Annotated in this window: 18 protein-coding genes; 10 read left to right on the forward strand and 8 right to left on the reverse strand. The window is 57.3% G+C overall.

Translation table 11 applies throughout. The features are described from left to right. The first annotated feature begins 1 nt into the window (after nucleotide 1). Genes JAO82_RS01075 through JAO82_RS01095 form a run of 5 tightly spaced genes read left to right on the forward strand, consistent with a single transcriptional unit; the run spans nucleotide 2 to nucleotide 5404 of the window. Nucleotides 2-544, forward strand: coding sequence for a hypothetical protein (locus JAO82_RS01075; RefSeq protein ID WP_198684478.1), 543 nt, complete (start codon nucleotides 2-4; stop codon nucleotides 542-544). A 4-nt stretch (nucleotides 545-548) separates the two neighbouring features. After that, entirely contained in the window at nucleotides 549-1214 is a 666-nt protein-coding gene (locus JAO82_RS01080) for a glycosyltransferase (protein WP_332872452.1), read from the forward strand. A gap of 46 nt (nucleotides 1215-1260) precedes the next feature. Next, nucleotides 1261-2271, forward strand: coding sequence for a glycosyltransferase family 2 protein (locus JAO82_RS01085; RefSeq protein WP_198684480.1), 1011 nt, complete (start codon nucleotides 1261-1263; stop codon nucleotides 2269-2271). After that, nucleotides 2268-3965, forward strand: a complete 1698-nt coding sequence (locus tag JAO82_RS01090; RefSeq protein ID WP_198684481.1) for a DUF5927 domain-containing protein — start codon at nucleotides 2268-2270, stop codon at nucleotides 3963-3965. Before JAO82_RS01085 ends, JAO82_RS01090 begins: the two co-directional genes overlap by 4 nt. A gap of 5 nt (nucleotides 3966-3970) precedes the next feature. Next, nucleotides 3971-5404, forward strand: coding sequence for a sulfotransferase family 2 domain-containing protein (locus tag JAO82_RS01095; RefSeq protein WP_198684482.1), 1434 nt, complete (start codon nucleotides 3971-3973; stop codon nucleotides 5402-5404). Here the strand turns inward: JAO82_RS01095 and JAO82_RS01100 are convergent. From JAO82_RS01100 to JAO82_RS01130, 7 genes are all read right to left on the reverse strand, one after another. Next, nucleotides 5401-5862, reverse strand: a complete 462-nt coding sequence (locus JAO82_RS01100) for a PTS sugar transporter subunit IIA (protein WP_198684483.1) — start codon at nucleotides 5860-5862, stop codon at nucleotides 5401-5403. The two genes, JAO82_RS01095 and JAO82_RS01100, sit on opposite strands and share 4 nt — an antisense overlap. Before the next feature lie 53 nt (nucleotides 5863-5915). Further along, nucleotides 5916-6479 (reverse strand): ribosome hibernation-promoting factor, HPF/YfiA family, encoded by a 564-nt coding sequence (hpf, locus tag JAO82_RS01105; RefSeq protein ID WP_198684484.1) that lies wholly within the window; start codon nucleotides 6477-6479, stop codon nucleotides 5916-5918. Between the two features lie 229 nt (nucleotides 6480-6708). Further along, entirely contained in the window at nucleotides 6709-7467 is a 759-nt protein-coding gene (gene lptB, locus JAO82_RS01110; RefSeq protein WP_198684485.1) for an LPS export ABC transporter ATP-binding protein, read from the reverse strand. Continuing rightward, the gene (locus tag JAO82_RS01115; RefSeq protein ID WP_232897164.1) at nucleotides 7467-7940 is read right to left on the reverse strand and encodes an LptA/OstA family protein; all 474 of its coding nucleotides are present in this window, start codon (nucleotides 7938-7940) and stop codon (nucleotides 7467-7469) included. The genes lptB and JAO82_RS01115 overlap by 1 nt, the downstream gene beginning before the upstream one ends. 21 nt (nucleotides 7941-7961) lie before the next feature. Further along, nucleotides 7962-8558: an LPS export ABC transporter periplasmic protein LptC gene (lptC, locus tag JAO82_RS01120; protein WP_198684487.1), complete on the reverse strand. Its 597-nt coding sequence runs from the start codon at nucleotides 8556-8558 to the stop codon at nucleotides 7962-7964. A 17-nt stretch (nucleotides 8559-8575) separates the two neighbouring features. Further along, nucleotides 8576-9535 (reverse strand): KpsF/GutQ family sugar-phosphate isomerase, encoded by a 960-nt coding sequence (locus JAO82_RS01125; RefSeq protein ID WP_198684488.1) that lies wholly within the window; start codon nucleotides 9533-9535, stop codon nucleotides 8576-8578. Further along, nucleotides 9532-10146: a ribonuclease D gene (locus tag JAO82_RS01130; protein WP_198684489.1), complete on the reverse strand. Its 615-nt coding sequence runs from the start codon at nucleotides 10144-10146 to the stop codon at nucleotides 9532-9534. The genes JAO82_RS01125 and JAO82_RS01130 overlap by 4 nt, the downstream gene beginning before the upstream one ends. Before the next feature lie 182 nt (nucleotides 10147-10328). On the opposite strand from JAO82_RS01130, the gene JAO82_RS01135 reads away from it, so the two are divergent. From JAO82_RS01135 to JAO82_RS01155, 5 genes are all read left to right on the forward strand, one after another. After that, on the forward strand, nucleotides 10329-11165 hold the full coding sequence (locus JAO82_RS01135; protein ID WP_198684795.1) for a flagellar motor protein MotB: 837 nt from the start codon (nucleotides 10329-10331) through the stop codon (nucleotides 11163-11165). A gap of 102 nt (nucleotides 11166-11267) precedes the next feature. Further along, nucleotides 11268-12569 carry a flagellar hook protein FlgE gene (locus JAO82_RS01140; RefSeq protein ID WP_198684490.1) on the forward strand — a complete coding sequence of 434 codons (1302 nt, stop codon included), beginning with the start codon at nucleotides 11268-11270 and terminating at the stop codon, nucleotides 12567-12569. Between the two features lie 27 nt (nucleotides 12570-12596). Then, nucleotides 12597-14039, forward strand: a complete 1443-nt coding sequence (flgK, locus tag JAO82_RS01145) for a flagellar hook-associated protein FlgK (protein WP_198684491.1) — start codon at nucleotides 12597-12599, stop codon at nucleotides 14037-14039. 1 nt (nucleotide 14040) lies between these two features. Further along, complete coding sequence (locus JAO82_RS01150; RefSeq protein ID WP_198684492.1) at nucleotides 14041-15039, forward strand: flagellin; 999 nt, start codon at nucleotides 14041-14043, stop codon at nucleotides 15037-15039. After that, the gene (locus JAO82_RS01155; RefSeq protein ID WP_198684493.1) at nucleotides 15036-16139 is read left to right on the forward strand and encodes a flagellar basal body P-ring protein FlgI; all 1104 of its coding nucleotides are present in this window, start codon (nucleotides 15036-15038) and stop codon (nucleotides 16137-16139) included. The genes JAO82_RS01150 and JAO82_RS01155 overlap by 4 nt, the downstream gene beginning before the upstream one ends. Before the next feature lie 120 nt (nucleotides 16140-16259). On the opposite strand, the gene JAO82_RS01160 is transcribed toward JAO82_RS01155, so the two are convergent. After that, a complete protein-coding gene (locus JAO82_RS01160; protein WP_198684494.1) occupies nucleotides 16260-17327 on the reverse strand; it encodes a TRAP transporter substrate-binding protein in 1068 nt (355 codons plus the stop codon). Nucleotides 17328-17343: the final 16 nt, after the last annotated feature.

A 17343-nucleotide genomic window follows, 5' to 3' on the forward strand; every position in this document is an offset into this window, starting at 1 on the left:
CATGGCCCCACCTGCCCGCCTGCTTGATATCACCCGTATGATCAGCCGCGTGGGCCGCATCGCCACCGGGATCGACCGGGTGGAACTGGCCTATCTGGTGCACCTTTCGGCGCGGCCCGAGCCGTTATTTGCGATTGCACGCACAGCTTTTGGCTTCATCCTGATCGGGCCGGAAAACCTGCCGCGCCTTTCTTCCCGCCTGACCGGCGCACGGCCATGGGGCGCAACGGATCGACTGTCACGTCTTGCCCCCCGCCGCGACGCGGTTTTGCGCCGCGCTGAGAGCGATTTGCGCCGCTTATGCCGTGACCGCTGCCTCCCCCGCAATCTGTCGGCCATGCTGCACCGCCACCTGCCCGCTGGCATGACCTATTTTAACACCGGTCATGCAAATCTGTCGGACCGAATCCTATCGGCAGTGCGCAAGACCAGGGGGCGAACTGCCGTTCTGGTTCACGACGTGATTCCGTTGGATTATCCGCACTATCAACGCAAGGGGACGCCTGCGCGGTTCACTGCACTGTTGCAGCGTGTGCAATGCTGATCTTGTGATTTACAACTCGGAACACACCCGGCAACGCGCCGAGGCGTATATGGCACAGTGGGGGCCACCCCCTATCGCCACGGTTGCCCATCTGGGCGTTAATATTCATGAAGCCGATCCTGCTGCCCTCCCTGCCGGGCTTCTGCCAGCCGATCCCTATTTCGTGACCCTTGGCACCATCGAACCACGCAAGGGGCATGATCTTCTTCTGGATGTCTGGGAGGTTCTTGCCCGTCAGATCAAGCACCCGCCAACCCTCCTGATCTGCGGCACCCGCGGGTGGAACAATCGCGCGGTATTCGACCGGCTTGACCGCCTTCCCTCTGGCGGACCGGTGCGCGAAATGGCCGGATTGACGGATGGTGCCGTCGCTGCGCTTGTCTCTGGTGCGCAGGCGATGCTGTGCCCCAGCCGCGCCGAGGGATTTGGTCTGCCCGCGGTCGAAGCGGCGGCGCGCGGCGTGCCGGTTATCTGCAATGATCTGCCCGTCTATCGTGAAGTAATCGGTAACACTCCCATTTACCTAGCAGAAACATGCCGTTATCAGTGGGCCGATGCAATCCGAGCGTTAACCAATAAGACAACGACCACGAAATCCGATGCCTCTCATGGAGTTTTTGTAGCACCCCGATGGCAAGATCATTTCCGTGTGGTGTTGGAGTCAGTGTGATCCGCGCAGGGTAGATAAGCGGTAACGAGGTCGAAAGGGGCAGAAATTGCAGCTATGGCAATCATATCGCCTGCGGAATGAGCGCTTGCGTTGGCGGATTCGTGCATTTCGAAAGCGACGCGAACTTGTGCCCGTCGCCAATCGCACCTCGGCGATCCGGCCTGACGATCTTTTGCTGTTCAGCACCCAGCGCAACGAATATAAACGCCTGCCATTTTTCCTGGATTACTATCGAGATCTCGGCATCAATCATTTCCTGATCGTTGACAACGACAGCAATGACAACTCGCGCAGCTATCTTGCTGAACAACCGGATGTGTCCCTCTGGCACACCACGGCCAGCTACAAGCGGGCGCGTTTCGGAGTGGATTGGCTGAACTGGCTGCAACGCTGGTATGGCCACGGCCATTGGTGCCTCGTGGTCGATCCGGATGAGTTCCTGATCTATCCTTTTTGTGACACGCGCCCGTTGCGGGCGCTGACCGATTGGCTGGATGCATCCTCGATCAGATCCTTCAGCGCCATGCTGCTCGACATGTACCCCAAGGGAGGGCTGGATGAGCAACCCTATCTTCCCGGCACCAATCCGATGGACATCGCCAGTTGGTTCGACAGCGGAAATTATACCCTGCGCAAAAACGACCGATATGAAAATCTGTGGATCCAGGGTGGGCCACGTAGCCGGGTGTTCTTTCCCGACACACCGGAAAAGGCACCGGCGTTGAACAAGATACCGCTGGTAAAATGGCACCGGCGCTACACCTATGTCAGTTCGACCCATACGCTGCTGCCGCGCGGTTTAAACCGCGTCTACGATGAATGGGGCGGCAAAAAGACATCGGGTCTACTTTTGCACCCCAAATTTCTGGATAGTTTCGGTTCCAAAGCGATCGAAGAACTGGGACGTGGCCAGCATTTTTCCGGTTCAATCGAGTACAAGGCTTACGCCGACTGCATGGCAGATGATCTCAATCTGTGGTGCAAATGGTCAGAGAAATACATCAACTGGCAGCAACTTGAAATCCTCGGGCTCATGTCAAAAGGGAACTGGACATGAGTCTGGGCATTGTCATGCTGGTCCACACGGCATTCAGCCGGGCCGAACAGGTGGCACGCCACTGGACCGCTGCGGGCTGCCCTGTGGTTGTGCATGTGGATCGCAAGGTCGACGGCGTCACATTCGACAAGTTCCGCAACGCATTAGCAGATGACCCGTTGGTGCGGTTTTGCAAACGATACCGTTGCGAATGGGGTAACTGGAGTCTCGTCGCGGCCTCTCAATCGGCTGCCGAATTAATGCTGGAAAGCTTTGGCCAGATTAACCATGTCTTTTTGACATCGGGGTCATGCCTGCCGTTACGTCCGGTGCGCGACCTTGTGACCTATCTTGCCGCACGCCCAAACATTGATTTTATCGAAAGCGCAACAATAGCCGATGTGCCCTGGACGGTGGGTGGGCTGGATCACGAACGCTTTACCCTGCGGTTTCCGTTTTCCTGGAAACGACATCGATATCTGTTCGACCGCTACGTGCGGCTTCAGCGCCGTCTGGGCTTGCAACGCCGCCCCCCGCCGGGGCTGGTTCCCCATATCGGAAGCCAATGGTGGTGCCTGACGCGCCAGACTCTTTCTGCCATCCTGCAGGATCCCGCGCGGCAAATCTATGACCATTACTTTCGGCGTGTATGGATACCTGACGAGAGCTATTTTCAGACTCTCGCCCGCCGCCATTCAAAGACGATCGAAAGCCGCTCATTGACCCTGTCCAGCTTTGACTTCCAAGGAAAACCGCATGTGTTTTATGACGATCACTTGCAGATGCTGCGGCGCTCAGATTGTTTTGTCGCGCGCAAGATCTGGCCGCATGCCGCTGGGTTATATGACGCGTTACTGACCGATGAGGACGACTTGGTGACACGGGCCGAGCCCGCTCCCGGAATGATCAACCGCACCTTCATGCGAGCAAACGAACGGCGCACTCGCGGGCGTCCGGGACTTTACATGCAAAGCCGCCTGCCCGCGCATGGCTGGGAGAATGGCCTGACGGCTGGCCCCTATTCCGTTCTGCAAGGGTTTTGCGACTTGTTTGAGGAGTTTAAAGACTGGCTGACCGCAGCAAGCGGCGCATGCGTCCACGGGCATCTTTTCGCCCCCAAGCGCGTCGAGTTCGCGAATGGTCAGACCTTATACCACGGTGCCCTGTCAGACAGCGCAGCCCGGCGCGATTATGACCCGCAGGCTTTTCTGACCAGTCTGATATGGAATACCCAAGGCGAACATCAGTGTTTTCAGTTCGGGCCCAAGGATAACCAGTCGATTGCCGCGACAATCGCGCGTGATCCGAACGCGCAGATCTCGGTGATTGCGGGGGCCTGGGCGCTTTCTCTGTTTCGCTCAAGCCGTGATTTTGCCGATCTGCGTCGGGATGCGGCGCGGCTGCAAAAGATCGAAAGCGGGTATCTGGACTTTTTACGCCAAAGGGAGACCCGCGCCCGCGTGCGCATTTGGACCATAGCCGAATGCATTGAGGCGCCGCTGGCCCCGCTACAGTCGGTGCTTGATGGTATCGCTTCAAGCAAGGGGCAGCGTCTAACGGAAACACCAAAGCTGGCCGATTTAGAAGGTTTCAGCCAATTCTTGCAAAATCTGCGCAATCAGGGGATGCACCCCTATCTGATGGGGGAACTTCCAGTGGAAGCGGCACCCAAGCTGAGGCGCGGCCAATTCCGCACACCTAATTTCGTTCGCTAGATACCATGGCAGATTCTTACGATTACTTCATCCTTCTGGCAGAAATGCGCACTGGGTCAAATTTTCTTGAAGCCAACCTGAACACCATTGATGGGCTGGTTTGCCATGGCGAAGCCTTCAATCCCTATTTCATCGGCTATCCCAACCGCAGCGAACTTTTCGGCATGACGCAGGCAATGCGCGACGCCGATCCGGCCCGCCTGATTGCCGTCATAAGCGAACAGAGCGAGGGGCTGGGCGGCTTTCGGTTCTTTCATGATCACGATCCGCGTGCTCTGGAGCTCGCGCTAGGCGATCCGCGGTGCGCAAAGGTCATCCTGACGCGCAATCCGCTGGACAGCTATGTGTCGTGGAAGATTGCACAAGCGACCGGGCAATGGAAACTGACCAATCTAACCCGCCGCAGAACAGCCAAAGCCGCATTCGAGCCCGCCGAGTTCACCGCCTATGTGAATAGGTTGCATAGGTTTCAGGCGCAGATTTTGAACCGCCTTCAGGTCAGTGGCCAGACTGCATTTTATCTAGGTTACGACGATTTGCACAATGTCGAGGTGATAAACGGACTGGCGCAATGGCTGGGTGTCTCTGGGCGGCTCGATGCGCTCGATACGCGTCTTAAACTGCAAAATCCGGGCTCAGTAATAGGAAAGGTTTCCAATCCAGATGTCATGACCGCCGCTTTGGCAGATATTGACTGGCTGGACGTGAAGCGCATACCCACACTTGAACCGCGACGGAGTTCAGCGGTGCGCAGCTATGTCGCTGCGGCGAAGACCGATCTGCTGTATCTGCCGATTGGGGGCGGCCCCCGTCAGGAGATCGTCGATTGGCTGGCGGCGCTGGACGGGGTTGACCCTGCGGACCTCACAACCGAACTGCATCACAAGCAGTTGCGCATGTGGAAAAGCAGCCGTCCGGGCCATCGCAGTTTTACCGTGCTTCGCCATCCGGTGGCGCGGGCGCATGCGGTGTTCTGTCGGCGCATCCTTTCGACGGCACCCGGCAGTTACACACGAATTCGCGCAAAACTTCGCCGCCAATTCAAGCTGGAAATCCCGCGCGCTGGCGTAGACCGCGACTATACGGCTGCCACCCATCGCACGGCATTTCAGGCCTTTCTACGGTTCTTGCAAAGCAACTTGGCTGGTCAGACAGCCATCCGAGTCGATGCAGAATGGTGCTCTCAGGCGCAAGCGTTGGCCGGATTCGGTGAAGTCATGCCGCCTGACCACATCTTGCGGGAAGAACAACTGAATGATTGCCTACCCGCCCTCGCGCAACAACTTGGCCACCCAGCACCTCCCGCCTTGCAACCGCCCCCCGCCGATACGCCATTCACTCTGGCTGAGATCTACGATGAGGCCATCGAAAATCTGGTCGCCGACATTTATCAGCGTGACTACCAGACTTTCGGATTTGCGTCCTGGGCCGAAAGCTAGGCAGCGATTGATTGCGATGCTGTCAATATTGCGTAAACCGTGCTGCTGTCAGGGTTTGCCCGCAGCTTTGAACAAAGCGACGGGTCGCGCAGGGTTCGCGCCACAAGTGCCAATGCCTTAAGATGCTCCACGCCCGCCTGCTCCGGTGCAAATAGCGCAAAGACGATATCGACTGGCTGACGGTCCACAGCCCCAAAATCTATGGGCTTTTCCAACAGAATGAATACACCCGCCACGCGGTCTATCCCGGCCATGCGCGCATGGGGCAAGGCAACCCCATGACCCACCCCGGTCGGCCCCAAACTTTCGCGATCGAGTAACGCATCGACTGTCGCCGTCGCATCCAGCCCAAGGACGTTATGGGCCAACTCTCCGATTTCCTGAAACAACCGCTTTTTGCTGGTAACCGAAGTCACCACCTTGACGGCCTCGTGTCCGAGGATGTTGGTAAGTTGCATCTATGCTTTGCTCCGTAATGACGCCCCGAAACGGGGCGTCGCCTGTACCTGAATCAGGGATCGATCCAACCGATATTGCCGTCCTCACGGCGGTAGACGACATTCACCCCGCCTTTGCCCTCGTTACGAAAGACCAGTACCGGCGCGCCGGCAAGCTCCATCTGCATCACCGCCTCGCCCACCGAAAGCGAAGGTATCTGAGTTTCCATTTCGGCGACAATGATTGGTTGTAATGTTTCAGGCTCTGCCTCGTCCGCCTGCTCTTTCGAGGCAAGGATATAAGACGACGCCTCAAAGAGTTCAACCGGTTCGGGCCGCTGTTTGTAATGATACTTCAGGCGGCGCTTGTAGCGGCGTAACTGCTTTTCCATCTTCTCCCCGCAAGCGTCGAAAGCAGCATAAATTTCGATCGCATGCGCCTTAGCCGTCACATTCAGCCCGGTCGAGAGGTGAATCGTTGCCTCGCAGACGAACTCATGCGCGTTACGCGAAAAAACCACAGTACCATCCGTCGGGCGCATGGCATACTTGGTGATCACTTCGTCGAGTTCGGTGCGGACATGGGTCTGCAGGGCCTCGCCGATATCAATCTGCTTTCCGCTGATTTGGTAACGCATGTGCTCTCCTTCACAATGATCATCCCATTACCCGTTGGGTCTAGGCCGGAACGACAGGGAACCCTCGTCGATGTCTACAACCGATCCCCCGCATCAACAGGATAGGCAGGGATCGCCATCGCGCCAAGCCTTTGCCGTAAGATCGATTGAGGCAAGGTTGAGTGAAACTGTCAATGAAAAGCGGCGCAATATCGAGTTTGTCTGGTCAGAAAAATCAAACTCCTTTGTGTCACGAGATGCGGAACCCGTCCCCAAGATAGACCCGTCGGACATTTTCATTCTCGACCACCTCGGCGGGGGTTCCGGACATCAAAACCTGTCCATCATGCAATATATAGGCACGATCAACGATTTCCAGAGTTTCGCGCACGTTGTGATCGGTAATCAAGACACCGATTCCGCGTTTTCTGAGGTCGGCAACCAGATGCCGGATATCGGCAACCGAGATCGGATCAACGCCGGCAAAAGGCTCATCTAATAGCAAGTATTTCGGATCGGCGGCGAGACAACGGGCGATCTCCACCCGCCGGCGTTCGCCCCCGGACAGCGCAAGTGCGGGGGCGCGACGCAAATGTTCGATCGAGAAATCTGACAACAGCTCCTCAAGCCGCTCGCGTCGCCGATGTGGATCCGAATGGGTGATGTCAAGAACCGCAGATATGTTGTTTTCAACGCTGAGCCCGCGAAAAATCGACATTTCTTGCGGCAGATAGCCGATACCAAGGCGGGCGCGGCGATACATCGGCAGCGATCCCGCATCATGCCCGTCAATGGTCACGCTGCCGGCCTCGGGAAAAATCAGCCCCGCAATCATATAGAATGTGGTGGTTTTGCCCGATCCGTTCGGGCCCAGCAATCCCACCACTTCACTGCGATCCAACGTCATCGAGACATCGCGGATCACCGCCCGTTTGCGAAACGATTTTCGCAAATTATCAACGCGCAAACCAGACGAGCCGGGGGTGAGTGTCAATGCGGGCCGAGTCATTATTCATCATCCGTGATTAGAATCGTCTTCACCCGCCCCGCCATCTGCGCCGTGCCGGTCGTAAGATTTACCGTCATGCTGTCCGAGGTCAGCGCGTTCTGCCCCTGTGTCAGCAGGACATCTCCCGTCATCACGATAACGCCGCTGTCGATCGTGTATTCGGCACGCTGGGCTTCGGCGGCGTCGGGGCCGCTTACCAGAATGACGTCACCGGTGGCCTCAAGCCGTTCGATCGCGTTAACTGCGTCGCTGAAAATGACCAGCAGCCGATCTGCTGACATGCGCATTTCGCCCTGCCCGACCACAACGTTCCCGATATATTCAGCCCTGCCGCTCTGCTGGTCGACGTCAAGACTGTCGGCCGTAACCTCAACCGGAAGGGTTGGATCGGCCTTGATCGCACCGAAGGCGACATTTGCCCCCTGAGCCTGTGCCGCGACGGCAAAAAGGGCGATTGAAACACCGATAAACAAGACTCGAAAACAAGGCACTGATCAATCTTTCGGTTTTTGGGGATGATATATCATTCGGACGCCCCGATTAAAATGCATGTGTACGGAAGCACCGGGTGTTTCGGACTTCAGGGTCATGCCACCAGCTGTAAAATCGCCCAAAGGCCCGGTGCCTGCGACCGGCCCCGGCGTGCGCGCCGCGACCCCGCTCAACGCGGTATCCAGCTGATCGGTTGTCACCACATAGCCGGTCGAGGTCGTGATGCGCACATCGCCTTTGAAATGCGCCAAATCCTGGCGCATGTCGATACTGCCTTTTTGCGATTTCAGGGTGATCTTTGCACCATCGACTAGGGTAATCTTTGCGGAAAGATCGTCCGCCTCGGCCGGTGCGCCCTTGCTGCCAGGGCGCACAACTCCAGCCTTGAACATGATTTCGTCGCCCTCTGGCGTGACCCCAGAAAAGTACGGCGCGGTGATCTGCTGGTCGCGCATTCGTTCGGCCAGATCCTTTTGGGCAAAGGGCGTGGCGGTAAAGTCGACACCGCGAGACAGCAGGAACAGCGTCGCCAATATGGCCAGTGCCGCCAATGGCAGCAGAACCTTAAAAAGGGCGACGCACCGCGAATAAAGGTCCATTCCCGCCCCCTTTTGACCTATCCGAGCCCGACGCGCAGGCAATCGTGGATATGCAGCAACCCCAGCGGCTCTCCCGGCCCTTCGGGATCGACCACAAACAGGCAGGTGATCTTGCGCTTATTCATCAGCGCCACCGCCTCTTCGGCCAGCGCACCGGGATCGATGGTCGTGGGATCGGCGGTCATGACCTCGGCCGCGCTGTGCGATAGCAACCCGTCCATCTTGCGCCGCAAGTCGCCGTCGGTGATGATTCCCGCCAAGGCGCCCTCAGCTCCGACCACACCTGCCACACCGAACCCTTTTTGGCTGATCTCGATCAGGGTGTCGCTCATCGGTGTATCAAGCTGAACCAGCGGCAGAGCAGCGCCCACATGCATGAGATCGCGCACTCGGCTCAGCCGCGCACCCAGTTTGCCACCGGGGTGGAATTCGCGGAAATGTTCAGGGGTAAAGGCCCGATGCTCCATCAGCGCCACCGCCAACGCATCGCCCAGCGCAAGGGTCATCGTGGTCGATGACGTGGGCACGACCCCGGTGCTGCACGCCTCTTTTGCCTGCGGCAGAACCAGCGCAACGTCGGATTGTTTGAGCAGGGTCGAACCAACACGGCTGGCCACGCCGATCAACGGGATCCCGAAACGACGGGTATAGGCGACCAGATCGGCCAGTTCTGGCGTCTCGCCCGAGTTGGACAATACCAACACCACATCGCCCTGCGCCATCATGCCCAAATCGCCGTGGCTGGCCTCGGCCGGATGGACGAAATGCGCGGGTGTTCCGGTGCTGGCAAATGTCGCCGCGATCTTGCGCGCAATATGGCCGGATTTACCCATGCCCGAAACGATCACCCGCCCCTGCGCATTCAACAGCAGCGCGACGGCCCGATCGAAATCGTGGTTCAGGCTGGCTTCCAGTTGGTTCAGCGCCTCGGCCTCGATGCGGATAACGCGGCGGGCGGCGTCGACAAAGCCAGTCATGAATGTGCAAAGATGTCGATTTCCGGCCATCCTTCCAGATCGAGTTGTGCACGTGCAGGCAGAAAATCAAAACAGGCCTGCGCCAGTTCGCTGCGCCCTTCCCGACTCAAACGTTTATCCAGTTCGTCACGCAACCGGTGGAGATAAAGCACGTCCGAAGCGGCATATTCCACCTGATCGTCGCTCAGGGTTTCAGCGCCCCAGTCGCTCATCTGTTGTTGCTTGCTGATATCCACGCCGATCAGTTCCTGCGTTAAGTTCTTCAGTCCGTGCCGGTCGGTATAGGTCCGCACAAGCCGACTGGCGATCTTGGTACAATAGACCGGCGCGGCCAATGCGCCAAAGGCGTTATACATCGCCGCAATATCAAACCGCCCGAAATGAAACAGCTTGAGCACCGCCCGGTTTTCCAGCAGCGCGGCCAAATTGGGCGCCGCTGTCTGCCCCTTAGCAATCTGCACCAGATGCGCGTTCCCGTCGCCGCCCGAAAGCTGCACCACGCAGAGCCGGTCGCGATGCGGATTCAGCCCCATGGTTTCGCAGTCAATGGCCACAATCGGGCCAAGGTCCAGCCCGTCGGGCAGGTCGTTTTGATGCAGGTAATTTGCCAAAATCATGTGTCCTTTGCGTGGCGCATTCAGCGCTGATTTAAGCGCTTTGCCCCTTAAACTCAACTGCGCCGGCCTGCCTTCTCACGCAAACGGTAGGCGCGTCCAACTTTTGCCAAATTCACCCATTAGAACCACCTTAACACCCGATTTGCTATCTCGTGGCGAGTGAACAAAGGGAAAAGATAGTTGTGAGCAACAAAGCCGCGCCGGTCATCATTAAGCGTAAGAAAAACATTGTTGCAGGCGGGCGTAATGGCGGTGCCTGGAAGGTCGCATATGCCGATTTCGTGACCGCAATGATGGCGTTTTTCATGCTGATGTGGCTCTTGAACGCGACAACCGAGAAACAACGGAAAGGCTTGGCGGATTACTTTTCGCCGACCACTCCGATAAGTCGGGTCTCAGGCGGCGGTGAGGATGCCTTTAGTGGCGACAGCATATTCTCCGAAGACCAACTGGCCCGCAACGGATTAGGCGCAACAATCCGCAATCCAGACAACGCCCTGCAGGCACGTGGCGCGACAGGCGTCGAGCAACCATCGCAGGTGCACAGCGAAACCGACCCATTGCGCATGATCGAAGAGGAACTGATGGGCATCAGCGGCGAAAGCCTTGTCGCGCCTGAAATGCTGAAACACATCCTCACCCGCGTCACCGACGACGGGCTGGTGATCGAGCTTTATGCCAACGACGGCGCGCCGCTTTTTCAAGAGGGAACCGACACCCCGACCGAGATGATGCGCGACCTAATAAATATCGTGGCGCGGGCCGTGAGAAAAGTCAGCAATAGCATCGCCATTTCCGGCCATGTCCGCGCGCACCCCATCGTTCTGGCAAAAAACCCAGCATGGCCGCTTTCTCTCGCCCGCGCCAGCCGCACGCAGCGATTGCTTGGAGTGGCCGGAATGGATCCAGCTCGGATCAAGCGCGTATCGGGCCATGCAGACCGCGCCTTGACGACAGACAACCCAATGTCGGTCCGCAATGACCGGATCGAAGTCACCGTGCTGCGCAAGTAAAATCCGAATAGGGAAAATTTTACACGTTAGCACAGTATTAAACCCTCACGCGTTAGTTTGGATCCCAAGTTTACGTTTACTGCGCCAGAAAGGTTCATCCGCATGACCATATCCTCATCGCTACATGCCGGAGTTGCGGGGCTGAATGTGCACGCCTCGAAAATGGCGTCGATATCGGACAATATCGCCAACTCCTCGACCTTTGGCTATAAGCGGGTACAAACAGATTTTCATTCTATGGTCGCCCCATCGGTTGGCGGTGCCTATATCGCAGGTGGCGTTCGTGCATCGACGCAACAGCTGATAGACGAGCGCTCCGGTATTGTTTCAACCGCGAATCCCACCGATTTGGCAGTGCGCGGGCGTGGTATGTTGCCAGTCACCCAGCAAAGCCAGATTCAGGCTGGCAGTGATAAATCTCAAATGCTGTTGACGACTACCGGAAGCTTTCGCCCCAATGCAGATGGCTATCTGACAACCGAATCCGGCCTGGCCCTTCTAGGCTGGCCGATCAAATCGGACGGCACCACTCCGAGCTATCCTCGCGATACCGCTGACGGGCTTGAGCCGGTGCAGATCAACATCAATCAGCTCTCTGGCCAGCCAACCACGCAAATAATGCTCGGCATCAATCTACCGGCGGCCGCAACTGAAGCCGTTGCCGGGGGCAACAGTCAGGAGCTGCCGGTCGAATATTTCGACAACCTGGGCCGGGCGGAAAGCATTCAAGTGACATTTGTGCCAACCGTTCTCGCCAACGGTCCCTCGAACGAATGGACGATGGAACTGCGCGACTCCGCCGCTGCCGGGGCCCTGATCGGTGAATATACATTGTCGTTCAATGACAACCGGATCAACGGCGGCACCCTGGCATCCGTCAATGCCGTGTCCGGTGGCGCATATGACCCGGCGTCCGGAGCAGTGATCGTTAATGTCGATAGCGGCCCCATTGAGGTCAGCATCGGACAGATTGGTGAACGCACTGGGCTTACCCAACTTTCCGCCAGTTTTGCGCCGGTTTCCATTTCAAGAGATGGGTCGCCCGTCGGCAATCTTATTTCGGTTGAGGTAGACGCCATGGGTTACGTCCGAGCCTTGTTCGACACTGGTCTTAACCGGACGATCTACAAGGTGCCACTGGTCGACATGCCTAATCCGAATGGAATGGTGGCACTAGACTATCAGACCTTTATTCCCTCTCCCGAAAGCGGATCCTTTTTCCTTTGGGATGCCGGCGATGGGCCGACCGGCGACATCATCGGTTACGCGCGCGAGGAATCCGCCACCGATGTCGCCAGCGAACTTACCGACATGATTCAGACCCAGCGCGCCTATTCCTCTAATGCGAAAGTGATCCAGACCGTCGACGAGATGCTGCAGGAAACCGCCAACCTGAAACGATAATCCCGCCCTTGAAATGGAGCCGCAAGGATGAGCATTTCGGCCGCTTTTAACAGTGCTATCAGTGGCTTAACTGTCGCCAAACGGGTCTCGCAGATGGTTTCTGAAAACATCGCGAACGCTATGACCCCGGGGTACACTCGCCGTTCGGCCGAACTCGGATCGAATTTACAGAGCAGTCGGGGCGTGCAGATGGTCGGCGTGCAGCGCCATAGCGATCCGGCGATTACCGCCAACCGTCGCAATGCTGACGCCGAACAAGGCAACGCCAAGGTAATTGCGGACTTTCACAGCCGGTTTCAGGATTTGCTGGGTGATCCAACTGACGCCGCCTCGATCACCCAAAAACTGGCGCAATTTGAATCCAGCCTTATCGCCGCGGCCAGCCGCCCCGATTCGGCTCAACGACTTGACGCTGTGGCCGGCAGCGCTTCCGATCTGGCAAAATCTTTCATCCACGCCTCCGACGGTCTACGTGAATTACGCCATCAGGCGGACCGCGAAATTGGCGTACAGGTTGACCAACTGAACGCAGCACTCAAACAGATACATACCCTGAACAAGACAATTACCGCTGCCACCGTATCAGGGCAAAGTACAGACGCCTTTCTGGACCAGCGGCAAAAGGTTGTGGACCAGATCAACAACAACATCCCGATCAATGTCGTTTCGCGCGACAACGGCCAGATTGCGCTATATACGGATGGCGGCGCAATCATTCTGGACGGACCAGCCGGAACATTCGGATTTGAGTCCGTCCGCGACGCGCACGCTCACATAACCCTGGGGAATGGCCAATTATCCGGGCTCACCCTGAACAGTTTGTCACTGCGCACGGCAGCAGCCGGGCCGATCGGCGGCGGGACATTGAGCGCTCTTTTCGAAGTTCGCGACATTCTTGCTCCGCAGGCCCAGTCCGAACTGGATGTCGTGGCGGGCGATTTGATCGAACGATTCGAAAACGCTGATCCCACCCTCGCAACTGGCGAAGCGGGTCTGTTCACTGACGCGGGGGACCGTTTCGACGAAGGAAATATAATTGGTCTGGCAGGAAGATTGCACTTGAACGCCCGAGCTGACCCAAAGGCAAGCGGAAAGACATGGCGTTTGCGCGCAGGCATTGGCGCACAATCTGCGGGTGCCACCGGCGATGCGCGGCAACTGCAAAGGTTCATCGCGTCTCTGAGCCAACAACGGCCCACAATTGCGAGCGGCTTCGGAACAGGCCAGTTCAATGCCTCGGACCTGAGCAGTTCCATGTTATCCTTTGCAGCCCATCGCAGTACGAGAGCAGATCATACCCTTGGCTTTGCAGCTGCGGCGCAGGTTGAGCTCAACCGGATTGAGCAGCAATTGGGCGTGGACACCGATGCCGAACTTCAGACCTTGATGGCAATCGAGCACCTTTACGGCGCAAATGCACGCATGATTCAAGCCCTTGACGATATGATGAAGACAATCCTGAGGCTATAAAATGAATGTGACATCCATTGGCGATCTCGCTCAAAGCCTGATGCTCCGTGCCCGGAACGCGCAACTCAAATCGACTATTGCTGTCTTGGCGCAAGAACTGAGCTCTGGCCAAACCAACAATCTATCCAGCCGAATGGGCGGTGACCTTTCTCACCTCACTGATATTGAGCACAATCTGACGCGGCTGCAAGGTTATGCAATCGCTACAAATGAGGCGGCGGCTTTCACACAATCCATGCAAATCAACCTCGACCATATTGATGATACTTTTGGCATGGTTGGCAGTGCCCTCCTTGGTATCAATCAACAGGCTGACCGATCACACGCCACCGTCCGGGCGCGTCAGGGCCTGGACACAGTCGTTGAATCGCTCAACAGCCGATCTGCAGGGCGCAGCCTGTTCGCTGGAATAGCCTCAGATCGTACGCCTTTGCTCTCCAGTCAGTTGCTTGTTAAATCCCTGCGCTCCGTACTAACTGGCTTGACTACGATAGCAGATATTGAGCAGGCAGCGCGAGCATGGTTCGATGATCCCGCAGGCTTTCAAACGGTCATGTACGCTGGTGCCAATGAGCCTCTGGCCCCATTTGAAATCGGTCCCGGAAAACGGGTTTCAACTCCGCTTCGCGCCGACGATCCGATATTTCGCGATGCTCTGCGGCAGCTAACGACTGCCGCAATCGCCGATGATCCCACTCTTGGCCTCAGCGCAGAAACAAAACATGAACTTTTACAGCGCGCCGGGATCGAGATCCTAAATGGTCAATACGCATTAACGCAAGCGCGTGCCGACCTTGGATTTGTTCAATCGCAAATAGAAGAAACCGCAGCGCGCAATTCCGCGACGATCAGCAGCCTTGAATACGCCCGCAATGAATTGCTTTCCGTTGACCCTTACGAGACCGCAACGCGTTTGGAGGAAATACAGTTTCAGCTTGAAAGCCTTTATTCCGTCACTGTCCGCGCAGCGCGCCTGTCGCTGCTGGCATTTCTGAAATGAAAACCTTCCTAGCGACAGTGCTGACGATTTTGCTCCTGCCGATGGTTTGCGCAGCCGGTGCGATCCGGCTCAAGGATTTGGTGGAGTTCGACGGTGTTCGTGGCAATGACCTGATCGGATACGGCCTTGTGGTTGGATTGAATGGCACCGGCGATGGGTTGCGCAATGCCCCCTTCACCGAGGAGATCATGTCAAATATCCTGGAAAGGCTGGGGGTCAACGTTGCCGGAGAGCAATTTCGTCCAAAAAACGTTGCGGCGGTCTTTGTCACCGCAAGCCTCCCACCATTTGCGCGGGTCGGCGCGCAAGTCGATGTGACAGTATCAGCGATCGGAGACTCTAAAAGCCTGCTGGGTGGCACATTGATCATGACGCCGCTGAATGCTGCGGACGGGCAGATTTACGCGGTCGCCCAAGGAACGATCCTGTCTGGCGGGGTCGTCGCGGAAGGTCAGGCTGCCTCGGTCACAAAGGGGGTGCCAACATCTGGTGTAATTCCATCGGGAGCCCGCGTTGAACGCGAAATCGATTTTGATCTTACTTCATTGTCCAATGTTCGTCTCGCCCTGCGCGAGCCTGATTTCACGACGGCAGGCCGAATAGAAACAGCAATTAATCGTGAATTTGGTCGCGCGGTTGCGGTGATGCGCGATTCGGGGACGGTCGTTCTCGACATTTTAGCGACGCGGTCGGCATCCACGGCGCACGCCCTGAGCCGGGCAGAGAATGTATTGGTCGAACCTCAGCGCAAAGCGCGCGTGGTCGTGGATCAGCGGTCGGGAACAATCGTCATGGGCAGCGACGTCCGGCTCTCTCGCGTCGCCGTGTCGCAAGGGAATTTGACGCTAAGGATTGAGGAGGCTCCGGCAGTCGTGCAACCGAATCCCTTTGCGCAAGGCGAAACCGTTATTGTCCCCAGAACCGGCGCTTCTATTGATGAGGAAGAGGGGGTCTCGTTGGCCGAAGTGCCCGAAAGCACGTCGCTTTCTGAAGTGGTTGCGGGGCTAAACGCGCTTGGGGTAGCACCCCGGGACATGATCGACATTTTGAAAAGCCTGAAGGCGGCGGGCGCGCTCCACGCCGAATTCGTGGTGCGCTGATAAGTAGGTACCGGTGCCTTTCTGACAGGTCAGAAACAGTGCATCGGACGCGTAGTGTAAACATCACATAGATTTGTTTCAGACCGGGCACTATCTGAGCCCGGCCTGATCCGATTGCCCTCAGATACGCCCGGACAGCATCGGCTGAATCATGGCTTTGGCATAGGTTTCAGCTTGGCCCAGATAGGCATCATAGCTTGCGCGCACCCGCGCCACATCCTCGCTGCCTTTGGCCAGCTCATCCTGCACTTCGTGCCACGCGCTACGCATTCCGGCGACGATCTCGTCGCTAAATGGACGAAACTCCACACCGTCCTCCTGCAGGGCGGCCATGGCTTGCACGTTATGGAAATCGAAATTTGCGTGATTTTCCAGTGCTGCGGCATAGGCTGCATTTTCACAGATATTTTGCAGATCGGCTGGCAGTTCGTTCCAAGCATCCTGATTGAACACGATGGCCAGTCCCGCGCCCGGTTCGGTCAAAGCTGGCAGATAACACAGCTTGGTGATCTTTTGCAGACCGAATGCCTGATCCAGCATCGGCCCGACCCATTCCGCCGCATCGATCGCGCCCGATTGCAATGACTGGAAGATTTCCGGCGGAGGCATCAGCACCGCGTTCACCCCGAGTTTGCGAAAGACTTCGCCCCCCAGGCCGGCAATGCGCATGTTCAATCCTTTGAGATCATCCAGCGTGTTGACCTCTTTCTTGAACCAGCCGCCCGATTGGGTGCCGGAGTTCCCGGAATAGAACGGTTTCAATCCCCGCTGGGCATAGATGTCATCCCAAATTTCCTGCCCGCCGCCGAATTTCAGCCAGGCGAAATGCTCGCTGGCGGTCATCCCGAAGGGCACCGCCGTAAACCAGTGCAGCGCCGGGTTCTTGCCGGCAGCATAATAGGTCGGCCCATGGCCCACGGGCGCATTGCCCTGCTGCACTGCGTCCTCGACCGCAAAGGGCGGCACCAATTCGCCGCCGCCAAACACCTTGAAGCTCAGCCGCCCATCCGACATGGCAGCGACCTTAGCGGCAAAATTATTGACGTTCGCGCCAACGCCCGGAGCGTTCTTGGGAAAGGCGGTCGGCAAATTCCACTGAATTTTACCCTGGGCGATTGCGGGGCTGGCAAGGGCGGTGGCCGCAGCAGCAACTCCGGCCCCCGATGTCAAAAAGGTTCTGCGTTTCATATCGGGCATCCTTATC

Source organism: Pontibaca salina, from assembly GCF_016307205.1.
Classification (GTDB): Bacteria; Pseudomonadota; Alphaproteobacteria; order Rhodobacterales; family Rhodobacteraceae; genus Pontibaca; species Pontibaca salina.